This window comes from Actinoplanes aureus, from assembly GCF_015704865.1.
GTDB classification, from domain to species: Bacteria; Actinomycetota; Actinomycetes; order Mycobacteriales; family Micromonosporaceae; genus Actinoplanes; species Actinoplanes aureus.
Genome location: NZ_JADQTO010000022.1, coordinates 75,272 through 101,572 on the forward strand (window position 1 = coordinate 75,272; position 26,301 = coordinate 101,572).

At 68.7% G+C, this 26,301-nt stretch carries 24 protein-coding genes; 14 read left to right on the forward strand and 10 right to left on the reverse strand.

Features of this window, described 5'->3' with window-relative positions; genetic code table 11:
• The first annotated feature begins 28 nt into the window (after nucleotides 1–28).
• Both I4J89_RS35140 and I4J89_RS35145 read left to right on the forward strand, forming a co-directional pair.
• Nucleotides 29–388 (forward strand): winged helix-turn-helix transcriptional regulator, encoded by a 360-nt coding sequence (locus tag I4J89_RS35140; protein ID WP_196418466.1) that lies wholly within the window; start codon nucleotides 29–31, stop codon nucleotides 386–388.
• 29 nt (nucleotides 389–417) lie between these two features.
• Nucleotides 418–963, forward strand: coding sequence for a hypothetical protein (locus I4J89_RS35145; protein WP_196418467.1), 546 nt, complete (start codon nucleotides 418–420; stop codon nucleotides 961–963).
• Nucleotides 964–992: 29 nt separating this feature from the next.
• Here the strand turns inward: I4J89_RS35145 and I4J89_RS35150 are convergent, their stop codons facing one another.
• Together I4J89_RS35150 and I4J89_RS35155 are read right to left on the reverse strand one after the other, a co-directional pair.
• Entirely contained in the window at nucleotides 993–1,829 is an 837-nt protein-coding gene (locus I4J89_RS35150) for an LLM class flavin-dependent oxidoreductase (protein ID WP_196418468.1), read from the reverse strand.
• Between the two features lie 11 nt (nucleotides 1,830–1,840).
• Nucleotides 1,841–2,287 (reverse strand): NUDIX domain-containing protein, encoded by a 447-nt coding sequence (locus I4J89_RS35155; RefSeq protein ID WP_309238600.1) that lies wholly within the window; start codon nucleotides 2,285–2,287, stop codon nucleotides 1,841–1,843.
• Between the two features lie 50 nt (nucleotides 2,288–2,337).
• On the opposite strand from I4J89_RS35155, the gene I4J89_RS35160 reads away from it, so the two are divergent.
• The gene (locus I4J89_RS35160) at nucleotides 2,338–3,177 is read left to right on the forward strand and encodes an SDR family oxidoreductase (RefSeq protein ID WP_196418470.1); all 840 of its coding nucleotides are present in this window, start codon (nucleotides 2,338–2,340) and stop codon (nucleotides 3,175–3,177) included.
• A 74-nt stretch (nucleotides 3,178–3,251) separates the two neighbouring features.
• On the opposite strand, the gene I4J89_RS51310 is transcribed toward I4J89_RS35160, so the two are convergent.
• Nucleotides 3,252–4,112, reverse strand: a complete 861-nt coding sequence (locus tag I4J89_RS51310; protein WP_196418471.1) for a hypothetical protein — start codon at nucleotides 4,110–4,112, stop codon at nucleotides 3,252–3,254.
• Between the two features lie 616 nt (nucleotides 4,113–4,728).
• Here I4J89_RS51310 and I4J89_RS35170 point away from each other — a divergent pair.
• From I4J89_RS35170 to I4J89_RS35185, 4 genes are all read left to right on the forward strand, one after another.
• The gene (locus I4J89_RS35170) at nucleotides 4,729–6,030 is read left to right on the forward strand and encodes a protein kinase family protein (RefSeq protein ID WP_196418472.1); all 1,302 of its coding nucleotides are present in this window, start codon (nucleotides 4,729–4,731) and stop codon (nucleotides 6,028–6,030) included.
• Between the two features lie 127 nt (nucleotides 6,031–6,157).
• Nucleotides 6,158–7,099, forward strand: a complete 942-nt coding sequence (locus I4J89_RS35175) for a hypothetical protein (RefSeq protein WP_196418473.1) — start codon at nucleotides 6,158–6,160, stop codon at nucleotides 7,097–7,099.
• Nucleotides 7,100–7,113: 14 nt separating this feature from the next.
• Nucleotides 7,114–7,962 (forward strand): hypothetical protein, encoded by an 849-nt coding sequence (locus I4J89_RS35180; RefSeq protein ID WP_196418474.1) that lies wholly within the window; start codon nucleotides 7,114–7,116, stop codon nucleotides 7,960–7,962.
• 233 nt (nucleotides 7,963–8,195) lie between these two features.
• Nucleotides 8,196–10,226: a glycerophosphodiester phosphodiesterase family protein gene (locus I4J89_RS35185; protein WP_230860130.1), complete on the forward strand. Its 2,031-nt coding sequence runs from the start codon at nucleotides 8,196–8,198 to the stop codon at nucleotides 10,224–10,226.
• Nucleotides 10,227–10,250: 24 nt separating this feature from the next.
• On the opposite strand, the gene I4J89_RS35190 is transcribed toward I4J89_RS35185, so the two are convergent.
• Complete coding sequence (locus I4J89_RS35190; protein WP_196418476.1) at nucleotides 10,251–10,418, reverse strand: hypothetical protein; 168 nt, start codon at nucleotides 10,416–10,418, stop codon at nucleotides 10,251–10,253.
• A gap of 340 nt (nucleotides 10,419–10,758) precedes the next feature.
• Between I4J89_RS35190 and I4J89_RS35195 the strand changes: the two genes are divergently transcribed.
• The 3 genes from I4J89_RS35195 (at nucleotide 10,759) to pdxY (ending at nucleotide 13,994) form a co-directional block, all read left to right on the forward strand.
• Nucleotides 10,759–11,799, forward strand: a complete 1,041-nt coding sequence (locus I4J89_RS35195) for a serine hydrolase domain-containing protein (protein ID WP_196418477.1) — start codon at nucleotides 10,759–10,761, stop codon at nucleotides 11,797–11,799.
• A 286-nt stretch (nucleotides 11,800–12,085) separates the two neighbouring features.
• Entirely contained in the window at nucleotides 12,086–13,063 is a 978-nt protein-coding gene (locus I4J89_RS35200; protein ID WP_309238601.1) for a polysaccharide deacetylase family protein, read from the forward strand.
• Between the two features lie 79 nt (nucleotides 13,064–13,142).
• Nucleotides 13,143–13,994 (forward strand): pyridoxal kinase PdxY, encoded by an 852-nt coding sequence (pdxY, locus tag I4J89_RS35205; RefSeq protein ID WP_196418479.1) that lies wholly within the window; start codon nucleotides 13,143–13,145, stop codon nucleotides 13,992–13,994.
• 6 nt (nucleotides 13,995–14,000) lie between these two features.
• Here the strand turns inward: pdxY and I4J89_RS35210 are convergent, their stop codons facing one another.
• The 5 genes from I4J89_RS35210 to I4J89_RS35230 form a co-directional block, all read right to left on the reverse strand.
• Nucleotides 14,001–14,765: an ABC transporter permease gene (locus I4J89_RS35210; protein WP_196418480.1), complete on the reverse strand. Its 765-nt coding sequence runs from the start codon at nucleotides 14,763–14,765 to the stop codon at nucleotides 14,001–14,003.
• A complete protein-coding gene (locus I4J89_RS35215) occupies nucleotides 14,762–15,556 on the reverse strand; it encodes an ABC transporter ATP-binding protein (protein WP_196418481.1) in 795 nt (264 codons plus the stop codon). Before I4J89_RS35215 ends, I4J89_RS35210 begins: the two co-directional genes overlap by 4 nt.
• The gene (locus I4J89_RS35220) at nucleotides 15,553–15,933 is read right to left on the reverse strand and encodes a DUF1048 domain-containing protein (protein WP_196418482.1); all 381 of its coding nucleotides are present in this window, start codon (nucleotides 15,931–15,933) and stop codon (nucleotides 15,553–15,555) included. The genes I4J89_RS35215 and I4J89_RS35220 overlap by 4 nt, the downstream gene beginning before the upstream one ends.
• A gap of 2 nt (nucleotides 15,934–15,935) precedes the next feature.
• A complete protein-coding gene (locus I4J89_RS35225) occupies nucleotides 15,936–16,283 on the reverse strand; it encodes a PadR family transcriptional regulator (protein ID WP_196418483.1) in 348 nt (115 codons plus the stop codon).
• 88 nt (nucleotides 16,284–16,371) lie between these two features.
• A complete protein-coding gene (locus I4J89_RS35230) occupies nucleotides 16,372–18,450 on the reverse strand; it encodes a glycoside hydrolase family 99 protein (RefSeq protein ID WP_196418484.1) in 2,079 nt (692 codons plus the stop codon).
• 470 nt (nucleotides 18,451–18,920) lie between these two features.
• Here I4J89_RS35230 and I4J89_RS35235 point away from each other — a divergent pair, with 470 nt between their 5' ends.
• Genes I4J89_RS35235 through I4J89_RS35250 form a run of 4 tightly spaced genes read left to right on the forward strand, consistent with a single transcriptional unit; the run spans nucleotide 18,921 to nucleotide 25,315 of the window.
• Nucleotides 18,921–20,987 (forward strand): CHAT domain-containing protein, encoded by a 2,067-nt coding sequence (locus I4J89_RS35235; RefSeq protein WP_196418485.1) that lies wholly within the window; start codon nucleotides 18,921–18,923, stop codon nucleotides 20,985–20,987.
• Nucleotides 20,984–22,468 (forward strand): nSTAND1 domain-containing NTPase, encoded by a 1,485-nt coding sequence (locus I4J89_RS35240; RefSeq protein WP_196418486.1) that lies wholly within the window; start codon nucleotides 20,984–20,986, stop codon nucleotides 22,466–22,468. Before I4J89_RS35235 ends, I4J89_RS35240 begins: the two co-directional genes overlap by 4 nt.
• A gap of 14 nt (nucleotides 22,469–22,482) precedes the next feature.
• Nucleotides 22,483–23,901, forward strand: coding sequence for a lipase/acyltransferase domain-containing protein (locus I4J89_RS35245; protein WP_196418487.1), 1,419 nt, complete (start codon nucleotides 22,483–22,485; stop codon nucleotides 23,899–23,901).
• The gene (locus I4J89_RS35250; RefSeq protein WP_196418488.1) at nucleotides 23,894–25,315 is read left to right on the forward strand and encodes a hypothetical protein; all 1,422 of its coding nucleotides are present in this window, start codon (nucleotides 23,894–23,896) and stop codon (nucleotides 25,313–25,315) included. Before I4J89_RS35245 ends, I4J89_RS35250 begins: the two co-directional genes overlap by 8 nt.
• On the opposite strand, the gene I4J89_RS35255 is transcribed toward I4J89_RS35250, so the two are convergent.
• Nucleotides 25,312–26,145, reverse strand: a complete 834-nt coding sequence (locus I4J89_RS35255) for an N-acetylneuraminate synthase family protein (RefSeq protein WP_196418489.1) — start codon at nucleotides 26,143–26,145, stop codon at nucleotides 25,312–25,314. The two genes, I4J89_RS35250 and I4J89_RS35255, sit on opposite strands and share 4 nt — an antisense overlap.
• Nucleotides 26,146–26,301 lie beyond the last annotated feature (156 nt).

Below are 26,301 nucleotides of genomic sequence, written 5' to 3' on the forward strand. Positions count from 1 at the left end.
TAGGAACCCACTGGTAACTTTTGACCTCGTGCACAACGCTCCCGGACAGGCCTTCCTCGCCGACTGCCCCACCCGCCTGGCGGTCGAGATCATCGCCGAGAAGTGGGCGGTGATCGTGCTGTTCGCGCTCAGCCTCGAGCCGCAGCGGCCCAGCGACCTGGCCGAGCTCATCGGTGGCATCTCGCGGAAGGTCCTCACCCAGACGCTGCGCCGTCTTCAGGCGTACGGCTTGGTCGAACGGCACGCGTACGCCGAAGCGCCACCGCGCGTCGAGTACAGCCTGACCGAACTGGGAGGCACCCTGGTCGAGCCGATCAAGGTGCTCACCGACTGGGCCCGGGACAACGGAAAGGCGATCGTCGACTTCCAAGAGAAGAATCAGCCCTGAATCAGGTCGCAGAACGGGAGTGTTTCCTGATGGGTGCCGGCCCGATTCACGTCCCGGTGGGGTCGCAGACGCATCGGTGGCTGCAATGCGTCGGCGATGCGGACTTCGATGCACTGAACTCCATCGACCTGCAGTCGAAGGTGTCCTCGTCCTGGCGATTGCGGGTGCGGCTGATCCGGGAGGACGAGCGCGGCGCCTCGCTGCGGGATTCGGGTCTGCTCTCGCTGTCGTCGCAGGTCCTGGCGATGACGGCCACGGTGCGGGAGGCGGTGCGCCCGGTGCTGGAGGGCCAGGGAGTCTTCGCCCAGCTCCGGTCCGACGACGGAGACTTCTGGATGTTCGTGCCGGACCTCTGCGACGCGTTGAACGAGGCGGGTTCCTGCCTGACGCGGTTCTCGAGCGGCCGGGTGATGTACGTCAGCCGGTATGACTTCCACCCGGACCGGCTCGTGGACCGGACCGTATTCCGCATCCCGCAGCTACCGAAAGGCCCCCTGTTCTGCACTGAGCCCGTCGTCGATGCGCTGAGCGGGGAGAACGGTGTCGAATTCCAACGGGTCTGGCCGGCTCAATGAATGAGTACATCCGAAGGCATCGGCGAACGTCACGCCACCAAGGTGCGAACCTCTTGCGCGACGAACCGCGTGAAGCCCTCGAGGTCGGGTTCGTCGGCGGTGGGTTGCAGAATCACGGCATCGGCTCCGGCATCCTTGTAGCGGTTCACGACGGCAGCGATGTCAGCAGCACCACCGAGCGCCGTTGTATCGGCCTTGTCTGACTCGCCCCAGAAGTCGAGCTCGCGGGCCATGCGTGCCCCGGCGTCGGGGCCGGTAGCCGCATGCACGTACACCGTGATGGCTTTTGCCATCGGCCTGGCGGCAGCCACCTCCTCCGGTGGCGTACCGGCCGTCAGCAGGATGCCGTCGGCGACCTCGCACGCGAGTGCGCGCGTCTTGGGTCCGGTCGCACCGGCGTAGATGCGGGTCGCATCCGCCGGCGGGTAGTCCAGCTTGACTTTGTCGAGCTTCACGTAACGACCCGAGGTCGTGACGGTCTCGCCGGCCAGGAGCGCCCGCAACGCCTCGATGTGCTCGCGCAACAGGGTCAGCGGTGAGCTGACCCGCGCGCCGACCTGGCCCATCCAGTCCTGGACGCCGTGGCCGAGAGTGATAACCGCCCGGCCGGGGAATAGCCGGTGCAGCGTGGCGGCCTCCATGCCGAGCACCGCGACGTTACGGAACGGCACCGGCAGCAGGCCGATGCCAACCGTCAAGCGGTCGGACCAGGCGAGGGCGGCGGCCGCGGTGGCGACGCCGCTCTCGAGGAAGCAGTCCTCCCAGAGCCACAACTCCTCGAGGCCGGCCTCGTCGGCGGCGCGCACGACGGATCGGAGGCGTTCGGGCGGGTTCTGCGGGCGGAAGACCACACCGAGAGTCGTCATGACGGCCGAGCTTAGACCGCACCTCGATGCCGCCGCGGCCGGTGCTCGGCAAGGACCCTGCTGAACATCGCAAGGTAGCTTTCATGAGCCAAGGACAAATCTCCGAGTGCGTCTGCCGTGAACCACGCGATGGCATCGTGTTCGTCCGGTGCAACGTTCATCGGAGACCCCGTCCACGCTTCGATCAGCCAGATCTGCATGTCGAACGTGTCGCCACGAACTTCTTGCACGGGCGGACCCGACGGCGCCGCGATGTCGATTCCCAATTCCTCTCGGAGCTCGCGAGCAAGTGCCGAGCCAGGAAGTTCCCCGGGCTCCACGTGGCCACCGGGCAGGTCCCAGACGTCGGGATACCAGCGGCGTTGGGGAGATCGGTGACAAAGCAGTACTCGGTTGCCGTCCCGCAGCAACGCCGTGACGATGCGAGCTTTGGGAGAGTCTTCCGCGGAGATCGACACAGGCGCATTCTGCCGGAAGAGATGAAGCATCGGCGGCTAACGTGACCATGATGGATCTTCTCGTAATAGGTGGCAGCGGCCTGCTGGGGCAAGAAGTCACACGGCAAGCTCGCCGCCAAGGCACCCGAGTACTGGCGACGTTCCACCACCACGACGCAGTCAATTCCGATGTCGAATGGCGGCAGCTCGACATCCGCAACCGTGACGACGTGACGGCCCTGGTCCAGCGGTGCCGACCCACGGTGATCATCAACGCCGCGTTCCAGCAGACTGAGTGGAAGACCACCGCTGACGGCGCGATGCACGTCGCAGCCGCAGCGGCCGCGGTCGCAGCGCGCTTGGTGCATGTGTCCAGCGATGCGGTGTTCTCGGGTTCGGCCGCCCGCTACGACGAGACATGCCCGCCTGACCCCATCACACCCTACGGCGCGGCCAAGGCCGCGGCGGAAACCGCGGTCAAAGGCCTCGATCCAGGCGCCATCATCGCCCGCACGTCACTGATCATCGGACGCGGCGATTCGCCACACGAGAGGTACGTGCACGCGCTCGCGTCCGGCACCACGACAGGTGTCCTGTTCACAGACGACGTCCGGTGCGCCATACACGTAACGGATCTCGCATCCGCGCTGCTGGAACTGGCGCACTCGCCGCATGCGGGGATCCACCACATCGCTGGAACCGACGCCCTCAGCCGTCATGAACTCGGAGTTCTCATCGCCCGCCGCGACGGTCTCGGCGACGCCGAACTGCCGAGCGGCCATCGCGCGCAGAACGGCCCACCAGGTCCTCTGCAAGTGCGCCTGGACTGCGTCATGACGCAGTCGCGGCTCAAGACCAGGCTGCGAGGCGCACGCGAGTTCCTCACCGCCGAACTCGACCACCACCGTTGATCAAAGTTCGGTGATGCCGAGGCGCGTGAGGCCCTCCCGGAGCGTCACCTGACCGCTGTCGGCCGCGACCTAGTCTAGTGAGTCCATCTGAGAATTTCGTCGATGCCGAGCCCCACGTCGGCGAGGTCGCCAGCGGTGCGCTGAGCGCCCAGCCACTCGGCCGGCATATCGGCGCCCGCCATCAACGCGTCAATAATCGTCGGCGCGCCGGGATACACATCGATGATCGTGCCGTCGGGAAGAATCACGAATCCGGCGTGCGGGTCGCTGAAGGTCGATGGCCGGTCGCGGTCGTGCCGGGTGCTGGCCGGCCGGACCTTGTGAGGCTTGTTGGCGGAGGGCTCGTGGCGGGTCGGCGCCGGCCGGCCGCCGTGTGAGCCGTCCGCGACAGGCTTGGCGGCAACCGGCTTGGCGACGACAGGCTTGGTGACGACAGGCTTGGCGGCAACCGGCTTGGCGACAACCGGCTTGGCGGCGACGGGCTGAACGTCTGTCGGCTTACTCGCGGGCGGCGCGATAGCGGGCGCCGGGCCGCTGTCGCTCGGCTTTGCGGAGGCGACATGCGGCCGGCTGACGCTCGGCTGGATACCGGCGGATGCAGGCGGCTTGGCCGGACTGCCGGCGGCGGCCACCGGCTCGCTTGCGGCGGGCTTGACGCCGGTGGGCGGCGACTGACTGATGGGTGGCGGCTGACTGGCGGGTAGCGGCTGACTGGCGGGCGGCGGCTGAGTGACGGGCGGCGGCTGGCTGCCGCTGGGCCCGGGACTGACGGGAGTCCCTTGAGGAGGAAGGATTCGAAGCACGTAGGCGTCGGGACCGGCGGCGTCACCGGGTGCCTTGCTGGCGGCGGGATCGGGGACGTCGCTGCGGACAACAGACGACGGCAACAGCGACGTGATGACGGCGACCCCGGCGACGGCGACGAACCTGCGCATCCGGCGACCTCCTCGAACTGATAGGACGGAACACCCCGACGCTAACGCCGCATCAGACACAACGGGGCAATTCCGGCAATCCGCTAAGGGTTGTCACCCGCCACCACCGCCCACTGCGGATAGCCGGGTGCGGGCCTGGGTCGAGGTTTGCATACCGGTCGCGCTTCTTCGGGGTACGCGTGACCGGCGGTCACGCCGAAGCCGACCCCGTCCCCGCTCTCCCGGCGCGAGCCCGGCTTCGCCTCACCGCCCCAGCGCGACCGCCGGGAAACAGCCGCCGCAGCGCGACGGATTGGTGTTTCCCGGGCGGTCGCGCTGGGGCCGGGACGGACAGCCGGGCTCGCGCTGGGAGGGCGCGCACGCGTCGGCTTCGGCAAGACGCCGGTCACGCGTACCGAAGAAGGAGAGTGACCGGCAAGCAGAGCTCGCCATACGCGGTGATGTGGATCTCTCGCGGCCGAGCATGTTGGCAGGAGCCGATCGGGCAGGGTATCTGAAGTTGATGATGACAAGAGGCGGCGATGCCGTGCCCGGCGGACGGGCCGAACCGATCGGCGCGGGTGATCCGGCTCGAGTGGGCGCCTACCGCATCATCGGCCGTCTGGGAGCCGGCGGCATGGGGACCGTCTATCTTGGCGAGAGCGATCATGGGCGGCTGGTGGCGGTGAAGGTCGTGCGCCCCGCTCTGGCGTCGGACGAGGCGTTCCGCCGTCGTTTCCGCACCGAGGTGCAGCGAGCGCGGCAGGTGCCGCCCTTCTGCACGGCCGAGGTGCTCGATGCGGATCCGGCAACCCAGCACACGCTCGCTGATCAGATGGTCGGCACCGTGGCCTACATGGCGCCGGAACGATTCGACAACGCACCCGGCAAGTCGCTCACGGTGGCCGCGGACATCTTCGCGTGGGGTGCGGTGGTGGCGTACGCCGGTACCGGACGTAGCCCGTTCGACGGGGGAACGCCACTGGCGACGGCGACTCGCATCATGACCGAGCCGCCCGATCTGACCGGCCTGGCCGGACCCTTGCGTAAGCTGGTGGAGGCGGCGCTGCAGAAGCGGGCCGCCGACCGACCCGCCGCTCGGGAACTACTGGATCTGCTGTTGAGCACCGGCATGGCCGCCGAGTCACCGGCGCTGCGCAACGCGGCCCAGGAGGTTCAGACCACGTTCGCGGGCGTACCTCGTCCCATCGCCGAACCCGGCCCGACGCGAGGGGTCCGCCGACGCCGGCTGATCGCCGCCGTGCTGACGGCCGGGGTCGGCATGGCCGCGCTCGGGCTGGCGTTGCGCGCGCGGCTCGACGAACCGGCATCCCGTCCGGGCGACAGCCGGCCCCAGGGATCGGCACCGTCCACCGCACGCCCGTTCCGATTCGCGGCGGGCGCCGACGTGGCTGATCCGCTGACCCGGCCCGAGGTGATCCGCGCGAACAGCGACAACAGCAGCTCCTGCCGCTACGCCGGTGCGCTGGTGGTTACCGTGGCCCGAGACGGCACCTACGAGTGCGGATCCACTTCGCAGAGATTCGCCGGTGCTCACCGGATCTCGGTGGAGGTGGACTTGCGCACGGCGGGAAGCTGCGCCGCGGTGCAGTTCCTGGGCACCGAGATGGGCAGCTACGGGGTGAACGTGTGCGCCCACGGATACGTCTTCAACTGGTACGAGGGCGACAGCGTCGAAGAATTGGGAACCTATCTGCTGCCCGATCGCACACGGCTGCGCGAGCCGCACCGCGTCGCTATCGAGATCCGCGGCGACACGGCCGCTCTCCATCGAGACGCTCGCGAGATCGCCGTCGTCGAATTGGAGAAAGGCGTACCGCCGGGCGGTGGAAAAGTGCTGATCGGTGGTTATGGCGACCCGGCCGGCGGCAAGGCGCCCTACCAGGTCGCCTTCCGCAACCTGGAGATCATCGGGTGACCGTCCGCTAAACCGGAAAGCTGCCTAGATCATCCGAACTCCCCAATCTCGAAGACGGCCCGGCCGGATTCACGGTGAAGAATCACGGACGGCACATTCACCGTCGCAGATCGTGAGAGGGGATGTCATGACCGCCACCCAACCGCCCGCCGTGCAGGACGCGGCCGCTCCGGCGCAGGCCCGCTCCGGCCGGCACACCCGGTTGATCGTGGGCAGTGTTCTCGCCGGAATCGCGCTGTCCGTGCTCTGGTCGTACCACTTCGTGGACAAGACCATCGGTGACAACGTCGCCAACACCCTGCTCGGCCACGACGCCAAGGCCACCGCGATCGGCGGCACGGCGGCGGGACTGCTGTTCGCGTTCGTCTCGGGGCTGGCCGGCACGTTCACGGCCTGCAACATCGCCATGGTGGCGTCGATCGGGCCGATGACACACGCCGGCGCCGGTGCCACCTCGGCGGCGGGCCTGCGCTTCATGCTCCGGCCGCTGGGTCTGCTCACGCTGGGCATGGTCGTCGTCTCCGCCACGTACGGGTTCGTCGGAGTCCTGCTCGCCGACTCGCTGCCGCAGCTGTCGACCGCCACCACGGCCGGCGGCATGCCCGTACGACTGCTGCAGTCCGTGGTGGTCTTCGGGGTGATCGGTCTCGCGTTCGCGTACCTCGGCCTGGCCGTCCTCGGCCGGGTCCCGGACCCGTTCGCCCACCGCCCGCACGCCCGGGTATTCGTGCTCGGCATGCTGGTCGGCGCGTTCCTGATCGGCCGGCCGTACCCGCTGTTCCACAAGCTCTTCCAGTGGGCCGCCGACAACGGCAACCCCCTCTACGGCGCCGGCGCCTTCGTGCTGCAGTCGCTCGGCAACATCGCGATCGTGGCGGTCCTGTTCGTTCTCATCGTCCTCGTCACCCGCGGCGGCGTGATCCGCTGGCTCGCCGCGCAACCGGCACGCACCATCGCCGTCACCGGCTCGCTGTTGCTCGCGCTGGGCGTGTTCACCCTGGTCTATTGGACCGTCCGGGTGCCGGCGATCTTCGGCTACGGCTGGTTCCCGACGATGCCCTACAACTGAGTGGGAGCGTCGGCATGGAGATCCGCACCGAGCAGTGGGAGTCGATCCGCCGCGACGTCACCGCCGCCGGCGACCGGTTCGCCGACCTGGTGGAGCGGGCCGAGGCGGACCGGCGCGCGACCCGGCACTGGACCGTCACCGACACCGCGGTCCACGTGGCCACGTTGACCGACCTCGACGCGGTCGTCACCAAGGCCTATCCGGAACCGGCGTTTCCGTACCCCGACGTGCACGAGCAGTGGCGGCGCACCACGGTCGATCAGGTTGATGTGCTGAACGCCGCGGTGATGCGGTTGTTCAAGGAACGGGACCCGCGGACGCTGGCGGCCCGGATCCGCGCGGACTGCGCGGCGATGCTCGACGCCACGCGCGAGATCGACCCGTCGGTCCCGGTCCCCTGGCTGGGTAGTTCGACGCTGACGATGGCGGGCTTGTTCGCTCACATCGTCAACGAGTTCCACATCCACGGCCGCGACATCGCCCGAGCCGCCGGCCTGCCACACGTGGTCCCGCCCGCCGAGGCGGCGCCGTTCTTCGAGGTCTTCCTCGTCGGACTGGCTCGCGACGGCTACGGCCACCTGCTCGACACCCCGAAGCCGCTACCGGACCGACGAGTGGCGGTCGCCTTCGCATCGCGGCACACGCGCCCGGTGACCCTGCTGCTCGACGGCAACGTCGCGCGCGTCGCCGATCCGGGTACACGACCGGACGCGCGGGTCACGTACGACCCGGTCGTCCTCAACCTCATGCTCTTCGGCCGGGTCTCTCCGGTGCGAGCGGTGCTCTCCGGCGGCATCCGCGTCGGCGGCCCCAGGCCCTGGCTGCTGCCCGCCTTCATGCGCAAGGTCCGCTGCCCGAAGTGACGATGCACGCCGGCGAAGGGATGGCCCGCCCCGGCCCATCCCTTCGCCCGCTGCGGTGATCAGCTGGTCGCGATCCAGCTCAGCGCGTTGTACAGCTGTGGACTTCGCCCGGCCGTCGACGGCGATTCATCATGATGTATCGCCCAGCTTCACCGGCCGCCGTACCAGCCTCACAAGCTGTGCGGCAGAGGCGGGACCGATCCCGCCGGCGAAAGGAGACGCTCGTGTGGAGAATGCGCCGAAGTGCGGTAGCACTTCTGGTGGCCGGCACCGTCGCCGGAACCATGACGGCACCGGCGGCAGCCGGCGCCCGGACGGCCGGCTTCGATGTGCAGGCGCATCGCGGGGGCCTGGGCCTGCGGGTGGAGAGCACCCTGGCGTCGTTCGGCAACGCACTCCAGCTGGGTGTGTCGACGCTGGAGCTCGACGTGCAGATCACCGAGGACCGGCAGGCGGTGGTCACTCACGACCGGCGGGTCAGCGGAACCAAGTGCGTCGACACCGCGCCGGCGACCCCGGGTGACCCGGAGTTCCCGTACGTCGGCAAGTACGTCAACACGTTGACCCTGGCCCAGGTGCGCACCCTGGACTGCGGGTCGAAGACCCTGGCCGACAGGCCCGGGCAGCTCGCCGTGCCGGGCGCCCGCATGCCATTGCTCAGCGAGGTTTTCGCCCTCGTCAAGCGGTACCGGGCGGACGGCGTGAAGCTGAACGTGGAGACCAAGGTGGAGGCCGGCGCACCGACCGAGACGGCGCCTCGCGAGCAGTTCGTGCAGATCACCGCCGCTGAAATCCGCAAGGCCGGGCTGCTGCGGCAGGCCACCATCCAGAGCTTCGACTGGGGCGCGCTGATGCGGATGCGGCAGGTCGAGCCGCGACTGCCGCTGGTGGCGCTCACCAACGTCGACTTCCTCCAGGTCGGTCAGCCGGGCGCGTCACCGTGGCTGGGCGGGATCGACATCGACGACTTCGGCGGTGACCCGATCCGGGCCATCCGCAGCTTCGGCGCCACCACGTTCTCGCCGGTGCACGGGTTCCCGCAGAACGGCACGGTGACCGATCCGTCCTACCGGCCGTACGTGACCCGGGAACTCGTGCGGCACGCGCACGCCAACGGCATCCGGGTGGTGCCCTGGACCATCAACGACGCGCCGACGATGAGCAAGCTCATCGACGACGGCGTCGACGGCATCATCACCGACTATCCCGACCGATTGCGTACGCTGCTCGCACAGCGCGGCCTGCGGCTGCCGCGGGCGTACGCGTCCCCGTTCGACGTCCAGGCGCATCGCGGCGGCCGGGCGGACCGGCCGGAGAACACCCTGCCGGCCTTCGCCCACGCCCTGACGAACCCGGCCGTCTCCACGCTGGAACTGGACACCGGCGTCACCGCTGACGGGCAACTCGTCGTCCTGCACGACCGGACCGTCAACGGCTCGCACTGCGCCGACACCGCACCGGTGCGCCCGGCTGACCCGGAGTTCCCGTACGTCGGCAAGCTGGTTCGCGACCTGACCCTCGCCCAGCTCAAGACTCTGGATTGCGGATCCAGGACGCCGCCGGACGCCCCGCGGCAGATACCCGTGCCCGGCGCCCGCATTCCCACCCTGGCCGAGGTGTTCGCCCTGGTCGAGCGCAGCGGCCGCGACGACGTGGCACTGAACATCGAGACGAAGATCAGCCCGATGGTCGAGGACACCGCGCCGTATCAGGTCTTCACCCGTACGCTGGTCCGCGAGATCCAGCGCGCCGGGTTCGTCGACCGGGTGACCGTGCAGTCGTTGGACTGGCGCACCATCCGCTATGCCCGCGGCTTGGACCGGCGGATCGAGACGGTCGCGCTGATCCGGCAGTACGGTCCGGACGAGTGCACGAGCCTGGCCGACGAGTGCTCGCTGCGGGCCGTCTACGGCGATCCGACGGTGAAGAGCCCGTGGACCGCCGGCCTCGACTGGTGGCGTCACCGCGACGTCGGTGCCCTGGTGCGCGCTGCCGGAGCCGGCACTGTTTCGGCGAACTGGCAGGTGCACGACCCGCAGCAACCGGTCGTCGCGTCCGACGACTGGTACCTGCGACAGAACCCGGCCTACTTCCACGGGCCGCGGGTGCGGGAGTTGCAGACCAGGTACCGGCTCAAGGTGGTGCCGTACACGGTGAACGACGCGACGATCATGCAGCGCGTGATCGACCTCGGGGTGGACGGCATCATCAGCGATGACCCCGGCCTGCTGATCAGCGTGCTGATCCGTAACGGACTGCGATAAGGGCGGCTCAAGGCCACCTGGAGGTCATCCGGGGTGCAGGCGGCCGGTGCGGCCACAGGCGAGGACCTCGGCGCGCCGGCGCCAGGTGGGCGCCTGGGCGTGCACCGCCGCGATCGCCGCCTCGACCGCATATCTGCTCAGCGAACGCTGCCGCAGAGTGTCCGAGACCAGCGATCCACCCTCGCTGATCACGAAGCGTGGTAGCCGCCCACGCCGGCTCCAGCTCCGCGCCGGAGAGGATCTTCGAGCCGGCCGCCTCCGCGAACGCGGCATGCCCGGCATCAAGCGCCGTGATCTCCGCCGGCGTCATGGCCTCTCACTGCGCGGTGTCGCCGTAGATCAGAATCAGGTACTTCGCCATCTGACACATCCCCATCATGTCTCTCGACCCTGGTCTGGGCCTCCTGCCAGTACGACGAGCACGCGAAGCGCCAGATCGACACCACGCCCGAGGATTTTAAGTACCGAGGGCTTCCGCAACGGGCCGGGAATTTCGGTGGGCGGCGTGCGCCGGTTCGCATAGCTTCGCGGAATGGACGAGACCGGTGGTGGGAACATCGGCGGGGCCGACTGGATACCCGGCTTCCGGGCGATAGCGGCGGCCGAGTCGGGCGAGGAGCGATTCGCTGGGGCGGTGCTGGTCTGCCGGCGCGACGAGACAATCCTGGCCGACGCGTACGGCCTGGCCGATCGCGAACAAGACATCCCGAATCTGGTGTCGACTCGCTTCCGCAACGGGTCGCTCACCAAGATGTTCACCGCGGTGGCGGTGGGCCAGCTGATCCAGGCCGGCCTGGTGGATACCGCGGCGCCGGTGGGCACCTACCTGACCGGCTACCCCAACCGGGACGTGGCTACCAAGGTCACCATCCATCATCTTCTGACGCACACCGGCGGCACCGGAGACATCTCCGAGCCGGAGTACCTGGAACATCGCCAGCAGGTCCGCACGGTCGCGGACTACCTGCGGCTGTTCGGCCAGCGGGGCCCGCTGTTCGAGCCGGGCGCCTGGTTCGACTACAGCAACTACGGGTTCATCCTGCTGGGCGCCGTGATCGAGCAAGTCAGTGGACTGAGCTACTACGACTATGTCGACGACCACGTGTTCGCGCCGGCGGGGATGGCCCGCAGCGGGGCACTTCCGTACGACGGGTCGGTGGCCGATCTGGCTGTCGGATACACGGCCGAGAGCGGGCAGGTCGCTCGTGACACCGACACCTTGCCGTACCGGGGATCGCCCGCGGGTGGCGGCTACACCACGGTCGAGGACCTATGGCGGTTCGCCACCGCGCTGACCGGTCACCGGTTGCTCGACGCGCAGCACACCAACTTGGTGACCACCGCGAAGCTGAACGCCGGCTGGAGCGGCAGGTGTGTCGCCTACGGCTTCCTCGATCGCACGATCTACGGAATCCGGACGCTCGGATGTATCGGCGGATCACCGGGCGCGAGCGCCGAACTGACGATCTACCCCGACTCCGGCTACGTCGTAGCCGTGCTGGCCAACCTCGATCCACCCATCGCGTCGCAGGTCTCCGAATTCATCTGCCACCGGCTGCCCGTCACACCTTGACCCGGGTCCGAAAGTTTCGGAATCAAGACACCCGTATCCCCTCCCCGATCAGCTTCTTATTGCTGATAGCAGGCGCTTGAGCAGCGCGTAGCCCTACATATAGTTCCGAAAATGGATCGGAAGTTGTTGACACAGCGACCGTGCTGCTCGACAGTAATCAATCGACGGTGGCAAACGTCTCCATCCCCAGCGCTGCCAGCCAGCCGCGTGCCGGCTCGTATCGCGCTGCCTGGTTTCCCCGCCAGGCTTCACCAGGAGGTAACGCATGCACGACGCTCCCCGCCGCGTGAGAAGCAGAAGGATGTTCGTCGGCGCCGCGGTCATCGCGGCCATGGCCATCGGAGGTACGGCGATCGCCGAATTGAACCGGCCGAACGTGGCGGCCGCGGCCGCCAGTTGCTCGGCCGGCTACGTCGCCCTGACCTTCGACGACGGGCCGAACGCCGGCACGACCAACCAGCTCATCAGCACGCTGCGCTCCGCCGGCGCGACCGCCACCGTCTTCCCGACCGGGCAGAACGCGACGAACAACGCCTCGCTCATGCAGGCGTACAAGAACGCGGGTCTGCAAATCGGCAACCACAGCTGGGACCACCCGCATCTGCTCACCATGAGCCAGAGCCAGATGCAGTCCCAGCTGTCGCGGACCCAGCAGGCGATCCAGCAAACCGCCGGCGTGACACCGACCGTCTTCCGCCCGCCCTACGGCGAGACCAACGCGACGCTCAGGTCGGTCGCCTCCTCGCTCGGCCTGCGCGAGGTCATCTGGGACGTCGACTCCCAGGACTGGAACAACGCCAGCGCCAGCCAGATCCGTCAGGCGGCCGGCCGCCTGACGAACGGGCAGCTCATGCTCATGCACGACTGGCCCGCCGCGACGATCCAGGCCCTGCCGGGCATCCTGCAGGATCTCCAGGCGCGCAATCTGTGCACCGGGCACATCTCGTCCAGTACGGGCCGGGCCGTCGCCCCGCCCGGGACCAACCCGGGCGGGGGTACCGGCAGCTGCACCGTCTCGGTCAGCCGCGGTAGTGACTGGACCGACCGGTTCAACGTGAACCTCTCGGTCAGCGGCAGCAGCACCTGGGCCGTCCGGATCGCGCTGGGTAGCGGGCAGAGCCTGCAGAGCAGCTGGAACGCCTCGGTCACCGGCACCACCGGCACCCTGACGGCGCGGCCCAACGGGTCGGGCAACAACTTCGGGATAACGGTCTACAAGAACGGCAACAACAACACACCCACCGCCACCTGCGCGTTGAGCTGAGCGGAACCGCGGGACCGGCGGCATCACACCGCCGGTCCCGCGCCCGCGGACCCGGCAGACGGGTCTCTAGGCTGAGGCCATGAAGGTTCTGTCCATCCAGTCGGTGGTCGCACACGGCCATGTCGGTAACTCCGCGGCCGTGTTCCCGCTGCAGCGCATCGGTGTCGAGGTCGTTCCGATTCCCACGGTGAACTTCTCCAACCACACCGGCTACGGCGCCTGGCGGGGGCCGCTCATCCCGCCGGAGGATGTGGCCGAGATCCTCCTCGGCGTGGAGGAACGCGGGGTGTTTCCGGAGATCGACGCCGTGCTGTCCGGCTATCAGGGTGGGGTGGGCATCGGCGATGTCATCGTCGACGCCGTGCGCCGGGTGAAGGCCGCGAACCCCGCGGCCCTCTACGCGTGCGACCCGGTCATGGGCAACGCCAAGTCCGGATGCTTCGTGGCACCCGAGATCCCCGCCCTGCTGCGGGACCGGGTCGTGCCGGTGGCCGACATCATCACCCCGAACCAGTTCGAGCTGGGATTCCTGACCGGCACCGAGCCGGCGAGCATCGACTCGACCCTCGCCTCGGCCGACCTCGCCCGCACCATGGGCCCCTCGACCGTGCTGGTCACGAGCGTGGAGCGGCCCGACCGGGAGGACGGGGTGATCGAGATGCTTGTGGTGGACGAGGCCGGTTCCTGGCTGGTCAGCACCCCGCACCTGCCGTTCAAGGCGAACGGGTCCGGCGACGTCACGGCCGCCCTGTTCACCGCCCATTACGTCAGGACGAAGGATGCGGCGGTGTCGCTGGAACGCACCGCCTCCAGCATCTTCGATCTGATCGAGACCACCTACCGGTCCGGCAAGCGCGAGCTCCAGTTGGTGCAGGCCCAGGACTTCTACGCGGCGCCGCGAATGCAGTTCAGCGCCAAGCAGGTGCGCTGATCGCGGCTAACTGATCTTCTTGCGGTAGATCGCCACCGCGGAGGCGTACGCCACCACGAGGATGCCGGCGCACCACGCGAGGGCGATCCAGATGTCGGCGCCGACGGGTTCCTGCGCGAACAGTGCCCGGAGGGTGTTCACGATGGATGTCACCGGCTGGTTCTCGGCGAACCACGCGACCGGGGCAGGCATCGAGTCGGTCGGCACGAACGCCGAGCTGATGAACGGCAGGAAGATCAGCGGGTAGCTGAACGCGCTCGCGCCGTCGATGGTCTTGGCGGACAGTCCCGCGATCACGGCGATCCAGGTCAGCGCGAGGGTGAACAGGATCAGGATGCCGGCCACCGCCAGCCAGGCGCCCACCGACGCGCCGGTGCGGAACCCCATGAGCAGCGCGACGCCGGTGACGATCGCGATCGAGGCCAGGTTGGCGACGAGCGAGGTCAGCACATGCGCCCACAGCACGGAGGGTCGTGGGATCGGCATCGACTGGAAGCGCTCGAAGATGCCGCTCTGCATGTCGAGGAAGAGGCGGTACGCCGTGTAGGCGATGCCGGACGCGATGGTGATGAGCAGGATGCCGGGGAGCATGTAGTTGATGTACGACTCGTCGGATCCGGTATTGATGGCGCCGCCCAGCACGTACACGAACAGCAGCATCAGCGCGACCGGGGTGACCGCCGTGGTGATGATGGTGTCCGGGCTGCGCAGGATGTGACGCAGTGACCGGCCGGTGAGGGCGCCGGTGTCGCTGAGGACGTGGGTGGTCATCGGGATTCCTCTCCTGCGGACGCGGCGTCGTCGCCGACGAGGGCGAGGAAGACCTCCTCGAGGGTCGGCTGCTTCTCGACGTACTCGATCTTGGCGGACGGGAGGAGCTGCTTCAGTTCGGCGAGGGTGCCGTTCTGGATGATCCTGCCGTTGTGCAGGATCGCGATCCGGTCGGCGAGCTGCTCGGCCTCGTCGAGGTACTGCGTGGTCAGCAGCACGGTGGTGCCGCCCTTGGCGAGCTCCTTCACCGTCTGCCACACCTCGATGCGGGCCTGCGGGTCGAGCCCGGTGGTCGGCTCGTCGAGGAAGATGATCGGCGGATCGCCGATCAGGCTCATCGCGATGTCGAGCCGCCGGCGCATGCCGCCCGAATACGTCGCCGCGCGCCGGTTCCCGGCGTCGGTGAGCGAGAAGCGGGCGAGCATGTCGTCGGCGATCGTTCCCGGGTTCTTCATGTGACGGAGCTTCGCGACCAGCACGAGGTTCTCCCGGCCGGTGAGCATGTCATCGATCGCGGCGAACTGGCCGGTCAGGCTGATCGACCGGCGTACCTCGCCCGGCGCCGAGGAGACGTCGAAGCCGTGCACGGTCGCGGTGCCCGTGTTCGCCTTCAGCAGCGTCGACAGGATCCGCACCAGCGTGGTCTTGCCGGCGCCGTTCGAGCCGAGCAGAGCGAAGATGCTCCCGGCCGCCACGTCGAAGTCGACGCCGCGCAGCACGTGCAGGTCCTTGAAGGACTTCGTGATGGCCTGCACCCTGATCGCGGGTTCGCGCGTCTCGGTGCTGATCATGCGCTCTTCTCCCCGCCGTCGACGCCGGCGGCGGCGTCGATCGCCGTCCGGAGGCGCTCGCGTTCCTTGTCGATCCACTGCTTGGCGGAGTACGCCTGCAGGAACGTCTCGGCGAACTCGACCGGGTCGTCGCCGACGATCGCGCGGACCGGCGTGCCATCGGTCGCCGCACGCTCCCAGAGGTCGACGAAGTCGCCGAGCATCGTGACCAGCGTGTCGCCGTCGAGGATCCCGCCCTGATACATGAAGTACCGGTGGAGCGCCTTCGCGGCGCTGCGGTAGGACTCCGGCAAGGCCTCGATCCGGGCCATGTACTGCTTGTACTGCTTCTTCTGCTCGAGCGACCCGGTGAGCGTCTCGATCCACTTCGCTACCATGCTCATGCTCCTTCGTCGTGTCGGTTGTCGGCGTGGTGAAGCTGTTCGATGCGCTCCGCGAGGACGTTCCAGGTCTCCCAGAACTCGGCGAGCTGGTCTCGCCCCTTCGCGTTGAGCGAATACACCTTCCGCGGAGGCCCCTTCTCGGAGGGGACCTTCTCCACGTCCACGAAGCCTCTCTGCTCGACGCGGATGAGCAGCGCGTAGATGGTGCCTTCCGCGATGTCGGAGAATCCCCGGTCCCGTAGCCACGCGGTGATCTCGTAGCCGTATGCGGACCTGCGGGCCAGGATCGCCAGGACGATGCCCTCGAGAGTGCCCTTCAGCATCTCCGTCATCTGGTTGCCCATGCGATCAGCTCCTCGCTATTCAGCGTCGTTGACTACCACTAGACGGTAACACTAGGTACCGGTAGCTAGCAACGCTGAATACCAGGGGTCAGCTCGCGTACGCCTCCAGCGCCGACAGCTGCCCGGCCGGCCATCCCGTGTTCGCGGTCGCGGTGACCCGCAGGTATCGAGTCGGGGTCGCCGCGAAGCCGATCGTCACCGTGTTGCCGGAGCCCGGGCTGAACGCGCGCCCGGCGGGCCCGGCGAGCGTGGTGAACGTGGACCCGTTCGTGCTTCCCGAGATCGCGAGCGTCTGCGTCCGCGCACCCCACGAGGGCGGCAGTTTCAGGACCACCCGCCCGACCGCGACAGCCGCGCCCAGGTCCACCTGGATCCACTGCGGGAAGGCGTTGTTCGCGCTCTCCCAGTAGCTGCCGGTGTCCCCGTCGACCACGTTGCCCGGCCCGTACGTCTGAACTTGGCTGCTCGCGGTGGCCGCCCTGCCACGCGCCAGGTCGGTGACGGGCGGCGGTGTGGTCGGCGCGTCCTCCCCGTACACCTGAAGTTGGGCGAGCTGAGCCGCCGGCCAGCCGGTGTTGCCCGCGAAGCTGAGCCGCACGTAGCGGGCGGTGGCGCCGGAGAGCGTGACCGTCACCGCGTTGCCGGAGCCGGGATCGAAGACGTAGCCGGCGGAGCCGGCGAGGGTGCTGAAGCCGGCGCCGTCGCTGCTGCCCTGCACGGTGATCGTCTGGGTGCGCCTCTCCCAGCCGGCGGGCAGTCGCAGGACCAGGCTCTTCGCCGCATACGCGGCACCCAGGTCGACCTGGAACCACTGCGGGAGCGCGCCGCTGGACTCCCAGTAGGTGCCGGTGCTCGCGTCGACCGCGTTCGCCGCGGCGTAGGGACCGTTCACGCTGCTCGCGCTCACCGCTTTGCCGGCGGCGAGATCCCCGGTTCCGGTCGTCGGCTGCGTCGGGCGTACGGCAGTGAGCGCGATCTGCCCCTTCAACATCTTCCCGGCGTCCGTGGTGATCCGCAGGTAGTAGTCGGCGGAGCAGAAGGTGCCGTCCTCGTCGAGCGCGCGGATCCCGGTGCCGGCCGGCACGGTCGCGGCCGTCTCGGCGGTCTTGGCGATCTGGTTGCCCTCGTTGAACTCGTCGAACATGGACACGTAGAGACCCTGCGCGCCGAGCCGGACCATGTTGTAGATGCTGCGCCAGTAGAAGTCGCCGTGCCGGCGGTGACCGGAGGACAGGTCGCCGGGAAGCACGCACGGCTGGTAGTCGATGCCGTGCGCGTTGCAGTCGGCCTGGTCGCCCGCGTTGACGTTGGTGTAGAACCAGTCGAGCCCGGCCAGGTCGCCAGTGCGGCCGACCATCCACGGCGAGATCATGTGGAAGGCGTGGTAGACGTCGAGGAAGCCGGTGCGGCTGTCGTTCCTACCCTCGCGCCAGTAGGTGGGCACGCCGCCGATCACGTAACACCCCTGCGCCTTGAACCAGTTGACCACGTCGAGGCATTGGGCCGGGGTGAACGGGCGCCCGTCGTCGTTGAAGCCGAAGCCCCAGATGCAGACGACCGGCTTGCCGTTCTGCTTCGCGTACGCGCTGGACGCGGTGTGTGCGGACATCTTGCTGGTCCAGTCGGTCTTGATCTGCGACTGCATGCCGGTCCAGCCGGTCACGTCGTACATGATGTAGAACTTGCGGCCGGTGCGCTCGGCCGCCGCTCGCACCTTGAGCGTCATGGCGTCGCGGGTCGGGCCCTCGTCGCCGGTCGGGTTGAACCGCTGCAGTGCGGCGGTGTCGATGCCGTAGGTCTGCATCCAGTTGAAGTGCGTGTCCACGGTCTGCTGGTCGTAGGACGAGAAGAGCGCGGCGGGCTGGCCGTTGCCGAGATTCGGGTACGCCGTCGGGTACGTGCGCGTGAAGTCGCGCAGGTCCGGCCAGGACACGATCGTGGTGTTGCTGGGCGACGGCGGCTGGAAGCGGTCGCGGCTCCAGTGCCACCAGCCGCCGATCGGTGCGCCGTCGCCGGGACAGGCGAACCAGCCCTGGTAACCGACGCTGACCTTGCCGACCACGTCACCGTCGGGCGATGCGGCGTGGGCCGGTGCGGCTCCGGCGAGCAGGGCGGCTGCCGGGCCGAGCGCGGCCGAGGACAGCAGGGTACGGCGAGTGACTGCCATGGGGACTCCAGTCGATCCTGGGGGACGGGAAGGGATCGACGGTCATCGTGACAGTAGTGGTCACAACTACGCAATAGTTGGACGATACTTTGAAACATCCTGCGTGCGAGCCGGAAATTCACGAGCCGGCGAGGATCGCCGGCACCTCGCCCGAGATCGGAAAATGGTCAGCTCAAATGGCGACCTGATGCGCACGAAACGGGAATTCTGGATTGGCCGGCAAAGGTCATCGTGCCGTTCGAAGATTCGCCGAACATCACCTGGCCGCTGAATTACGGCCGCGTAATTCCGACACTTCTGTTGCCTCGTCCGCGACGGTTGCCCACAATACGGCCTATCGACACGGGGCCAGGATGTCGCGCGGTGAAACCGCATTCCGGGCCCGCTGTTCGAAGGCGCGACGGGGCGTGGCCGATCATCCGACGTGGTCACGGCGCCGATATCCGTTCTCGAGCTGTGCGGGGGCCGAGGTGTCTCGCGACGGTGACCTGGAAATCGTCCTCCGATGGGACCGCAAGAACGCCGCTTTCGAGATCGGCGTTCGATTCGACGTGCCGGCGGACAACGTCGAAGAGTGGATGCCACCAGTCGATCCGATCCCCATTGATCTCGACGAACTCGCCCGGCTGCGCGCCGATGAGTCCGCCTACGGGCAGGCGCTGACCCGGATGGTGCTGGGTGTGGAGAGCGTCCAGCCCTTCGTGCTGCGCGCGCTGCACCACACGGAGGGCCGGAACCGCCTGCACGTGCGGCTGCACATCGCGGCGCCACCCCGCTTCCACGCGATCCGCTGGGAGTTGCTGCAGGATCCGCGTACCGGGCAAACGCTGGCGGCCCAGGCCGACATCCTGCTGTCCCGGTACCTGAGCAGCTCGGACTGGCGATCCATCCCGGCGCTGGCCGAGCACGATCTTCGAGCGCTGATCGTGGTCGCCGGTCCGGAGTTCGCCGCCGAGGAGACGTTCGGAGGGCGCACTCTGGCGCCGGTGGCCGTCGCCGACGAACTGGCCCGGGCCCGCGAGGCGCTCAAACGAATCCCGCACGTGCGCGCCCTCAGCGACGGGCAGGCCACCCTGGACGACCTGCTCGCCGAGCTCGAACAGGGTGTGGACATCCTCTACCTGGTCTGCCACGGCGTACTTGTCGACGAGGTCCCGGTGCTGCTGCTGGAGAAGTCCGATCGCTCCCCGGATCTGGTGGACGGCCGCAAGCTCGAAGAACGCCTCGCCGAGCTGGATCGGCGCCCGACGATCGCCATGCTCAGTTCCTGCCAGTCGGCAGCCGGGGACGCGCAGATGTGGAGCCAGGACGACGGCGCGCTGTCCGCGCTGGGTCCCCGGCTCGCGAAGGTGGGGGTCGCGGCGGTCGTCGCGATGCAGGGCAACGTCTCCATCGATACCGCCACGGTGTTCGCCCCGGCGTTCTTCACCGCCCTGGCCGACCACAACGGCCGGGTCGACGAGGCCATGGCGGCCGGACGGCGGGCGATCCGCAGCCGCCCGGACTGGTGGGTTCCGGTGCTGTTCTCCCGGCTGCGTTCCGGCCGCACCTACTACCGGCCCGCCTTCACCGAGCGCGAGGAGGCCACGTGGCAGTCGCTCAAGCTCAGCCTGTCGCAGAACGCCATCACGCCGGTGCTCGGACCCGGGCTGGCGGGCGGCATCATCGGGAGCCGCCAGCAGATCGCCCGCAACTGGGTGGAGCGCTGGCAGATGCCGATCTCCCCGCGCGACCAGGGTGATCTCGCCAAGGTCGCACAGTACCTGCGGGTGCACAGCGGTGCACCCAGCGACGTGTGGCTCAGAGTCCAGCAGCATCTGCTGGACGAGATGGTCGAGCGACGCACCGCCCACCGCGGCGACCCGATCTGGGACCTCCCGGACGACAAGCTCAAGGGGCCCAGCCCGGTGCCGGCCATCCTCGAGGTCGGCAGGCGCCTGCGCCGCGCCGACGAGGGCGACCCCTACCGGGTCATGGCCGGGCTCCAGGTACCCATCTACATCACGACGAACTGGACGGACCTGCTGCAGAAGGCGCTGGAGGACGAGGGCCGCAAGCCGGTCACCATGATGTTCCCGTGGAACAAGCACATCCCGACGTTGCGGCCGCGACTCGAACCCACCGCGGCCACGCCCCTCGTCTACCACCTGTACGGCCGGCTGGACAATCCGGCGTCGCTGGTCCTCAGCGAGGACGACTACTTCCGGTGGATCACCGAGTGGATCTCCGCCCGGAAGTACGTGCCCACCTCGGTGAAGTCGGCGCTCACCACGGTGTCGCTGCTCTTCCTCGGTTACAGCCTGGACGACTGGGACTTCCGCGTCCTCTTCCACGGCATCAAGAGCTTCGCCGGCAGCCGCCGGCTGGAGGACCGCAACCACGTGGGTGTGCAACTGAGCCCGCAGAGCCAGACGATCGACACCGAAGCGGCTCAGGAGTACCTGGAGTCGTACTTCGGCGACGACAAGATCACTATCTACTGGGGAGAGACCCGCACGTTCCTGGATGAGCTGCGCACCCGAAAGCTCCTGCCATGACTGCCACCAGCAATCCCGGCAAAGCCGGACGCAAGAACCCGTACGTGGGACCGCGGGCCTTCCGCAGCGGAGAGGACCTGCCGGCACGCGACTTCGAGATCCGCGAGCTGACGGATCTGCTGATCGCCGAACGCATCGCCCTGCTGCACTCCCCCTCCGGGGCCGGCAAGACGTCACTGATCCAGGCCGGTGTCGTGCCCCGGCTGGAACGCGGACATCCGTCGTGGGGCGAAGTGCCGTTCCTGGCCTCCCGCCCCCTGCGGGTCAAGACACCGGCCCGGACCGGCCTGGCCGTGCGCAACCGCTACATCCACAGCGTGGCGCTCGACCTCCTGCCGCTGCGGGACGAGGCCGAGGTGGCCGAGATGCGGTTCCCGGAGATCATCGCCGCGGCCATGCCCGACTTCGAGAAGTACACGCCGGTGCTGATCTTCGACCAGTTCGAGGAGATCCTGTTCCTGGATCCGACCGACTGGGACAGCCAGGGTGTGTTCTTCGCCGAGCTGGGCGAGGCGCTGCAGGACAACGACATCTGGGTGCTGTTCGCGATGCGTGAGGACTACATGGGCGGGCTGGACCGCTACCTCCACCACATCCCGGGCTACCTGCACGCCACGTTCCGGCTGGACTTCCTCGACACCGCCGCCGCCAAGAAGGCCATCATCGAGCCCGCGGACAAGATGGGTGTCAAGGTCACTGAGGAGGCCGCCGACGAGCTGGTCCAGCGGCTGCGCACCATCCGGGTGCAGAGCCCGGCCAACGGCGTCGACCTGGTCAAGGGTCCCTACGTCCAGCCGTTCCAGCTGCAGGTCGTCTGCCGGCACCTCTGGCGCACCCTCGACAAGGAGAAGCAGGGGCGGTTCTCGACCATCGACCTCGACCGGGTACGCCGGCACGCCGACATCGCGGCTTCCCTGCGCCGGTACTACCGCGACACAGTCACCGAGGTCGCAGCCGTCACCGGCGCGGACGAACTGACGATGCGTGACTGGTTCGAATCCAACCTCGTCACGGCACAGGGCTTCCGTACCCAGACGCTCACCGGGCCGGCGTCCACGGACGCCGGCGCGGGCGCCGTGCTCTCCGCGTTGCAGGACGCGTACCTGCTGCGGAGCGACACCCGGTCCGGGTCGGTCTGGTACGAACTCGCCCACGACCAGCTCATCACGCCGGTGCTCGAGGACAATCGCAACTGGCGGGAGTCCCGGCTGGAGTCCTGGCAGAAACGCGCCCGCGACTGGCGTACCACCCGGCACCGCGAGTTGCTGCTCGCCGGGGACGAGCTGCGACAGGTGCAGCGCCACGCGAGCGTGCGCGAGCTGACCCCGGACGAGCAGCAGTTCCTCCGGGAGAGCATCGTGGCCGAGCGGGACCGCAGCGTCATCGCACGAGCCCGTTCGGCGGTGAGCCGGCTGACCGGCCTGGTCGCCCTGCTCACACTCACCATCGTGATTCTGGCGATCCTCCTGATGCTCGATTGAATCGAGGACCCGGCATGGCCAAGACTCCGGTCGCCGACGTGATCGTGCTGATTCCCGGCATCACCGGCAGCGTGCTCGCCAAGGACGGCAAGGACGTGTGGGCGCTGTCCGCGGGCGCGGTCGGCCGGGGACTGCGGACCATCGGCCGCAGCCTGCGCGACCTGGAGATGCACGGCGACGACCCGGACGCCGACGACCTCGGCGACGGCATCACCGCTCCGCGGGTACAGCCGGACACGCACCTCATTCCCGGCCTCTGGAAGATCGACGGGTACGGGAAGCTGGCCACCACCCTGGTCAAGGAGCTCGACGTCGAACCCGGCGTCAACCTGTTCGAGCTCCCGTACGACTGGCGCCGCGACAACCGGGTCGCCGCCCGCCAGCTGGCCCGGCGCAGCCACGAGTGGCTCTCCGCCTGGCGCGACCGCTCCGGCAACGCCGACGCCAAGCTGATCCTGGTCGGACACTCGATGGGCGGCCTGGTGGCGCGGCACTTCCTGGAGCTGCTCGACGGCTGGCGGGACACCCGGCTGCTGATCACCTTCGGTACGCCGTACCGCGGCTCACTCAACGCCCTCGACTTCGTCGCGAACGGCATGCGCAAGAAGCTCGGCCCGCTGACCCTGCCGAACCTCACCGCCCTGGTGCGCTCCTTCACCTCCATCTACCAGCTGCTGCCGATCTATCCGTGTGTGGAGCGGGACGACGGCACGCTGGGCCGGGTGATCGAGGTGCCCGGCATCCCGGGGCTCGACACCGGCCGGGCGGCCGCCGCCCTGGGCTTCCACGACGAGATCCGGCAGGCGGTGCTGGAGCACCGCGAGTCCGCGCGGTACACGGCGGAGGGCTACCAGATCAAGCCCGTGGCCGGGATCTTCCAGCCGACCTCGCAGAGCGCCCGGCTGACCGGCGGCGGCCTCCAGATGCTGCGCGACTATCGGGGTACGGACCAGGGCGGCGACGGCACTGTCCCGAGCGTCTCGGCGACCCCGATCGAGCTCAGCAACATGGACCTCGAGGTGTACGTCCGGGAGCGGCACGCCTCCCTGCAGAACGCGAACTTCTCCCTGGACCAGGTGCTGGGAATCATCCGCCGGCAGCGGATCGACCAGTCGCAGATCTACGCGCCCGGCACCGGCATCAGCCTCGACATCGACGACGTCGTGCTGGCCGGCGAACCGGTCATCGTCCGCGCGCTGGCCGAGCAGCCGTTCGCCGAGCTGGTCAGCGAGGTGCGGGAAGCCGGAAGCGGCGGGCAGGTCACCAGCACGGCGATGCGGGAGGGCTCCGACGGATGGCACGAAGCCGAGCTCGGTGCCCTGCCCGAGGGGACGTACCGCGTCCGGGTGCGTGCCGCCGACCCGGACCAGGCGATCAGCCCGGTCACGGACGTCTTCATGGTCGTCGGGGAGGGGGCCGACATCGATGACTGAGCCGCCTGAGGACCGGATCTACCCCAATGGCATCGACGGGCTGACCGGGCGCTACCTCATCGAGCCGATCTCCACCGCCGAGCTGGCCACGTGGGAACGCCGGCCGGAGGACGTGGACACCTCGCAGTGGGTACGGCTGGCCTGGACGAACGCCAAGCAGGACCACCTCGGCCTGCCCTTCGACGTCGACCCGCAGAACCTCGGCCGGGCCGGGTGGGGCGTCGTGGTGAGCACGGCCGACACGACCGGAGTGCTCGATGAACTGGCGCCGCTGCTCCGCCACCGCGAGGAGCAGGCAGGCGAGCGGTTCAAGATACTCGACCACCTCCCCGGCGAGACCTGGCTGGGCTGGCTGGAGCGTCGCCGGGTCGGCCCGGGCTCCATCAACCCGGAGAACGTGCCGTACTACCTGCTGCTGGCCGGACCGCCCGGGCTCATCCCGTTCAGCTTCCAGTACCTGCTCGCCGTCGAGTACGCGGTGGGCCGCCTCCACTTCGACGACGCCGCCGGCTACCGGCGATACGCCGAGTCGGTCGTGGACTACGAGCAGGCCGGCGCGCCGCGGCACGACGACACCGCCGTGTTCTTCGGCACCCGGCACGACTTCGACCGGGCCACCCAGTTGTCGGCCGATCGGCTGGTCCGGCCGCTGGTGGACAGCTTCGGGCCGGGTGGCCGGTACGAGCGGGTCGGCGGTGGCCGTACGCGTACCGTCCTGGGGGAATCCGCCACCAAGCAGTCGTTGGCCGAGGTCTTCGGCGGCGACGGCCCGCAGGGCCGGCCCGCGTTGCTCTTCGCCGCCGCACACGGGCTGGGCGGCTGGCCGCCCGGCCATCCCGACCAGCACGCCCGGCATGGCGCCCTGGTGTGCCAGGACTGGCCGGGTTTCGGCCGGATCGACGCCACCCACTCGTACGGCGCGGCCGACCTGCCGGCGGACGCGCGGGTGCACGGCCTGATCGCGTTCCTCTTCGCCTGCTACGGGGCGGGTACGCCGCACCTGGACCCGTTCACGAGCAAGCGCGGCTGCGAGCCGCCGGCCGTCGCGGACGAGCCGTTCGTGGCGGCACTCCCCCAGCAGCTTCTCGCTCATCCCGGCGGCGGCGCACTGGCCGTGATCGGGCACGTCGATCGCGCGTGGGGCTACTCGTACCTCTTCGGCGGCGAGGCCCAGCTGGTCCCGTTCCAGAACGCGATCGGGCGGATCCTCATCGGCAACCGGGTCGGCGTCGCGATGAAGGACTTCAGCGAGCGGCACGGCGCGCTCTCCGCGAACTTCAGCGACGTCCTCCAGGAGGTACACCGCGGGCGCGGCGTCCCGGACGGCCGGATCGCCGCGCTGTGGACGGAGCGCAGCGACGCGCAGAACTACGTCGTTCTCGGTGACCCGGCGGTCGCGTCGCGGCGCACCTAGTCCCGGCAGGCGTACTTGTGATGCTCGCTGCCGGTGCACGTCTTGACCGGGGCGCCGAGGATGCTCTCGGCCTCGCGCAGCCGGGCCACGTACGCCGCGAAGTCGCCGTTGCACACGTCGACGGCCACGTCGTTGAAGTGCGCCCACGGCGTACTGCCCACCTTGACGTGCTTCTCGATCATCCGGGCTCCGGCGCCGACCGCGAGGGCGGACGCGAACCAGCCGTGGTCGTGACTCGAGTAGCCCGGGACCACCCGTGGATCCGCCCGGGCCAGGTCCCGGTAGTGCCGTACGACCGCAACGTTGCAGTGCTCGGCCGGCGTGGGGTACGCGCTGTTGCACTGGAGCAGGTAGATCCGCTCCGCCCGGGAGAAGGCGCGCAGCACGTAGTCCTCGTACGACCGGTCGGTCATGCCGGTGGAGATGACGACCGAACCGGAGAAGGTGCGGGCCACGTGGTCGAGGAAGCCGGTGTGCCCGGAGATCGTGGACGGCAACTTGATCAGCCGGGGCGAGAACCGCTGCACGAAGTCGAACGACGGGCGGTCGAGGACCGAGACGAACCATCCGATGCCGAGGCTCGCGCAGAGCGCGTCGACGTACTCGAAATCGGCCGCGGTCAGCTCGAGCTGCCTGCGGTAGTCGCCGAACGTGGTCCCGAACGGGGACGCATAGGGCGCTTCCAGCTCCACCGGCGGATAGAAGGTGTCCACGTCCCGCTTCTGCAGCTTGACGTAGTCGGCGCCCGCCGCGTGGCTGGCCCGGATCAGGTTCTCCAGCCGGTCACGCTCCCCGAAGTGGTTTGTCGTCAGCTCGGCGACAATCTCCACTCGCGATTCCGAGCTCGTCGCGTCTGCGTTCACCGGCAAAGATCCATTCAGTCGTCCATTCGCACCGCCTGTTCAACGACGGGAGGCCCGCCTCGTCGTGGATCGCGGTGCCGCGCCGGACAGGCTACTCAGATTCGTCCGCGACGGAACATCGGC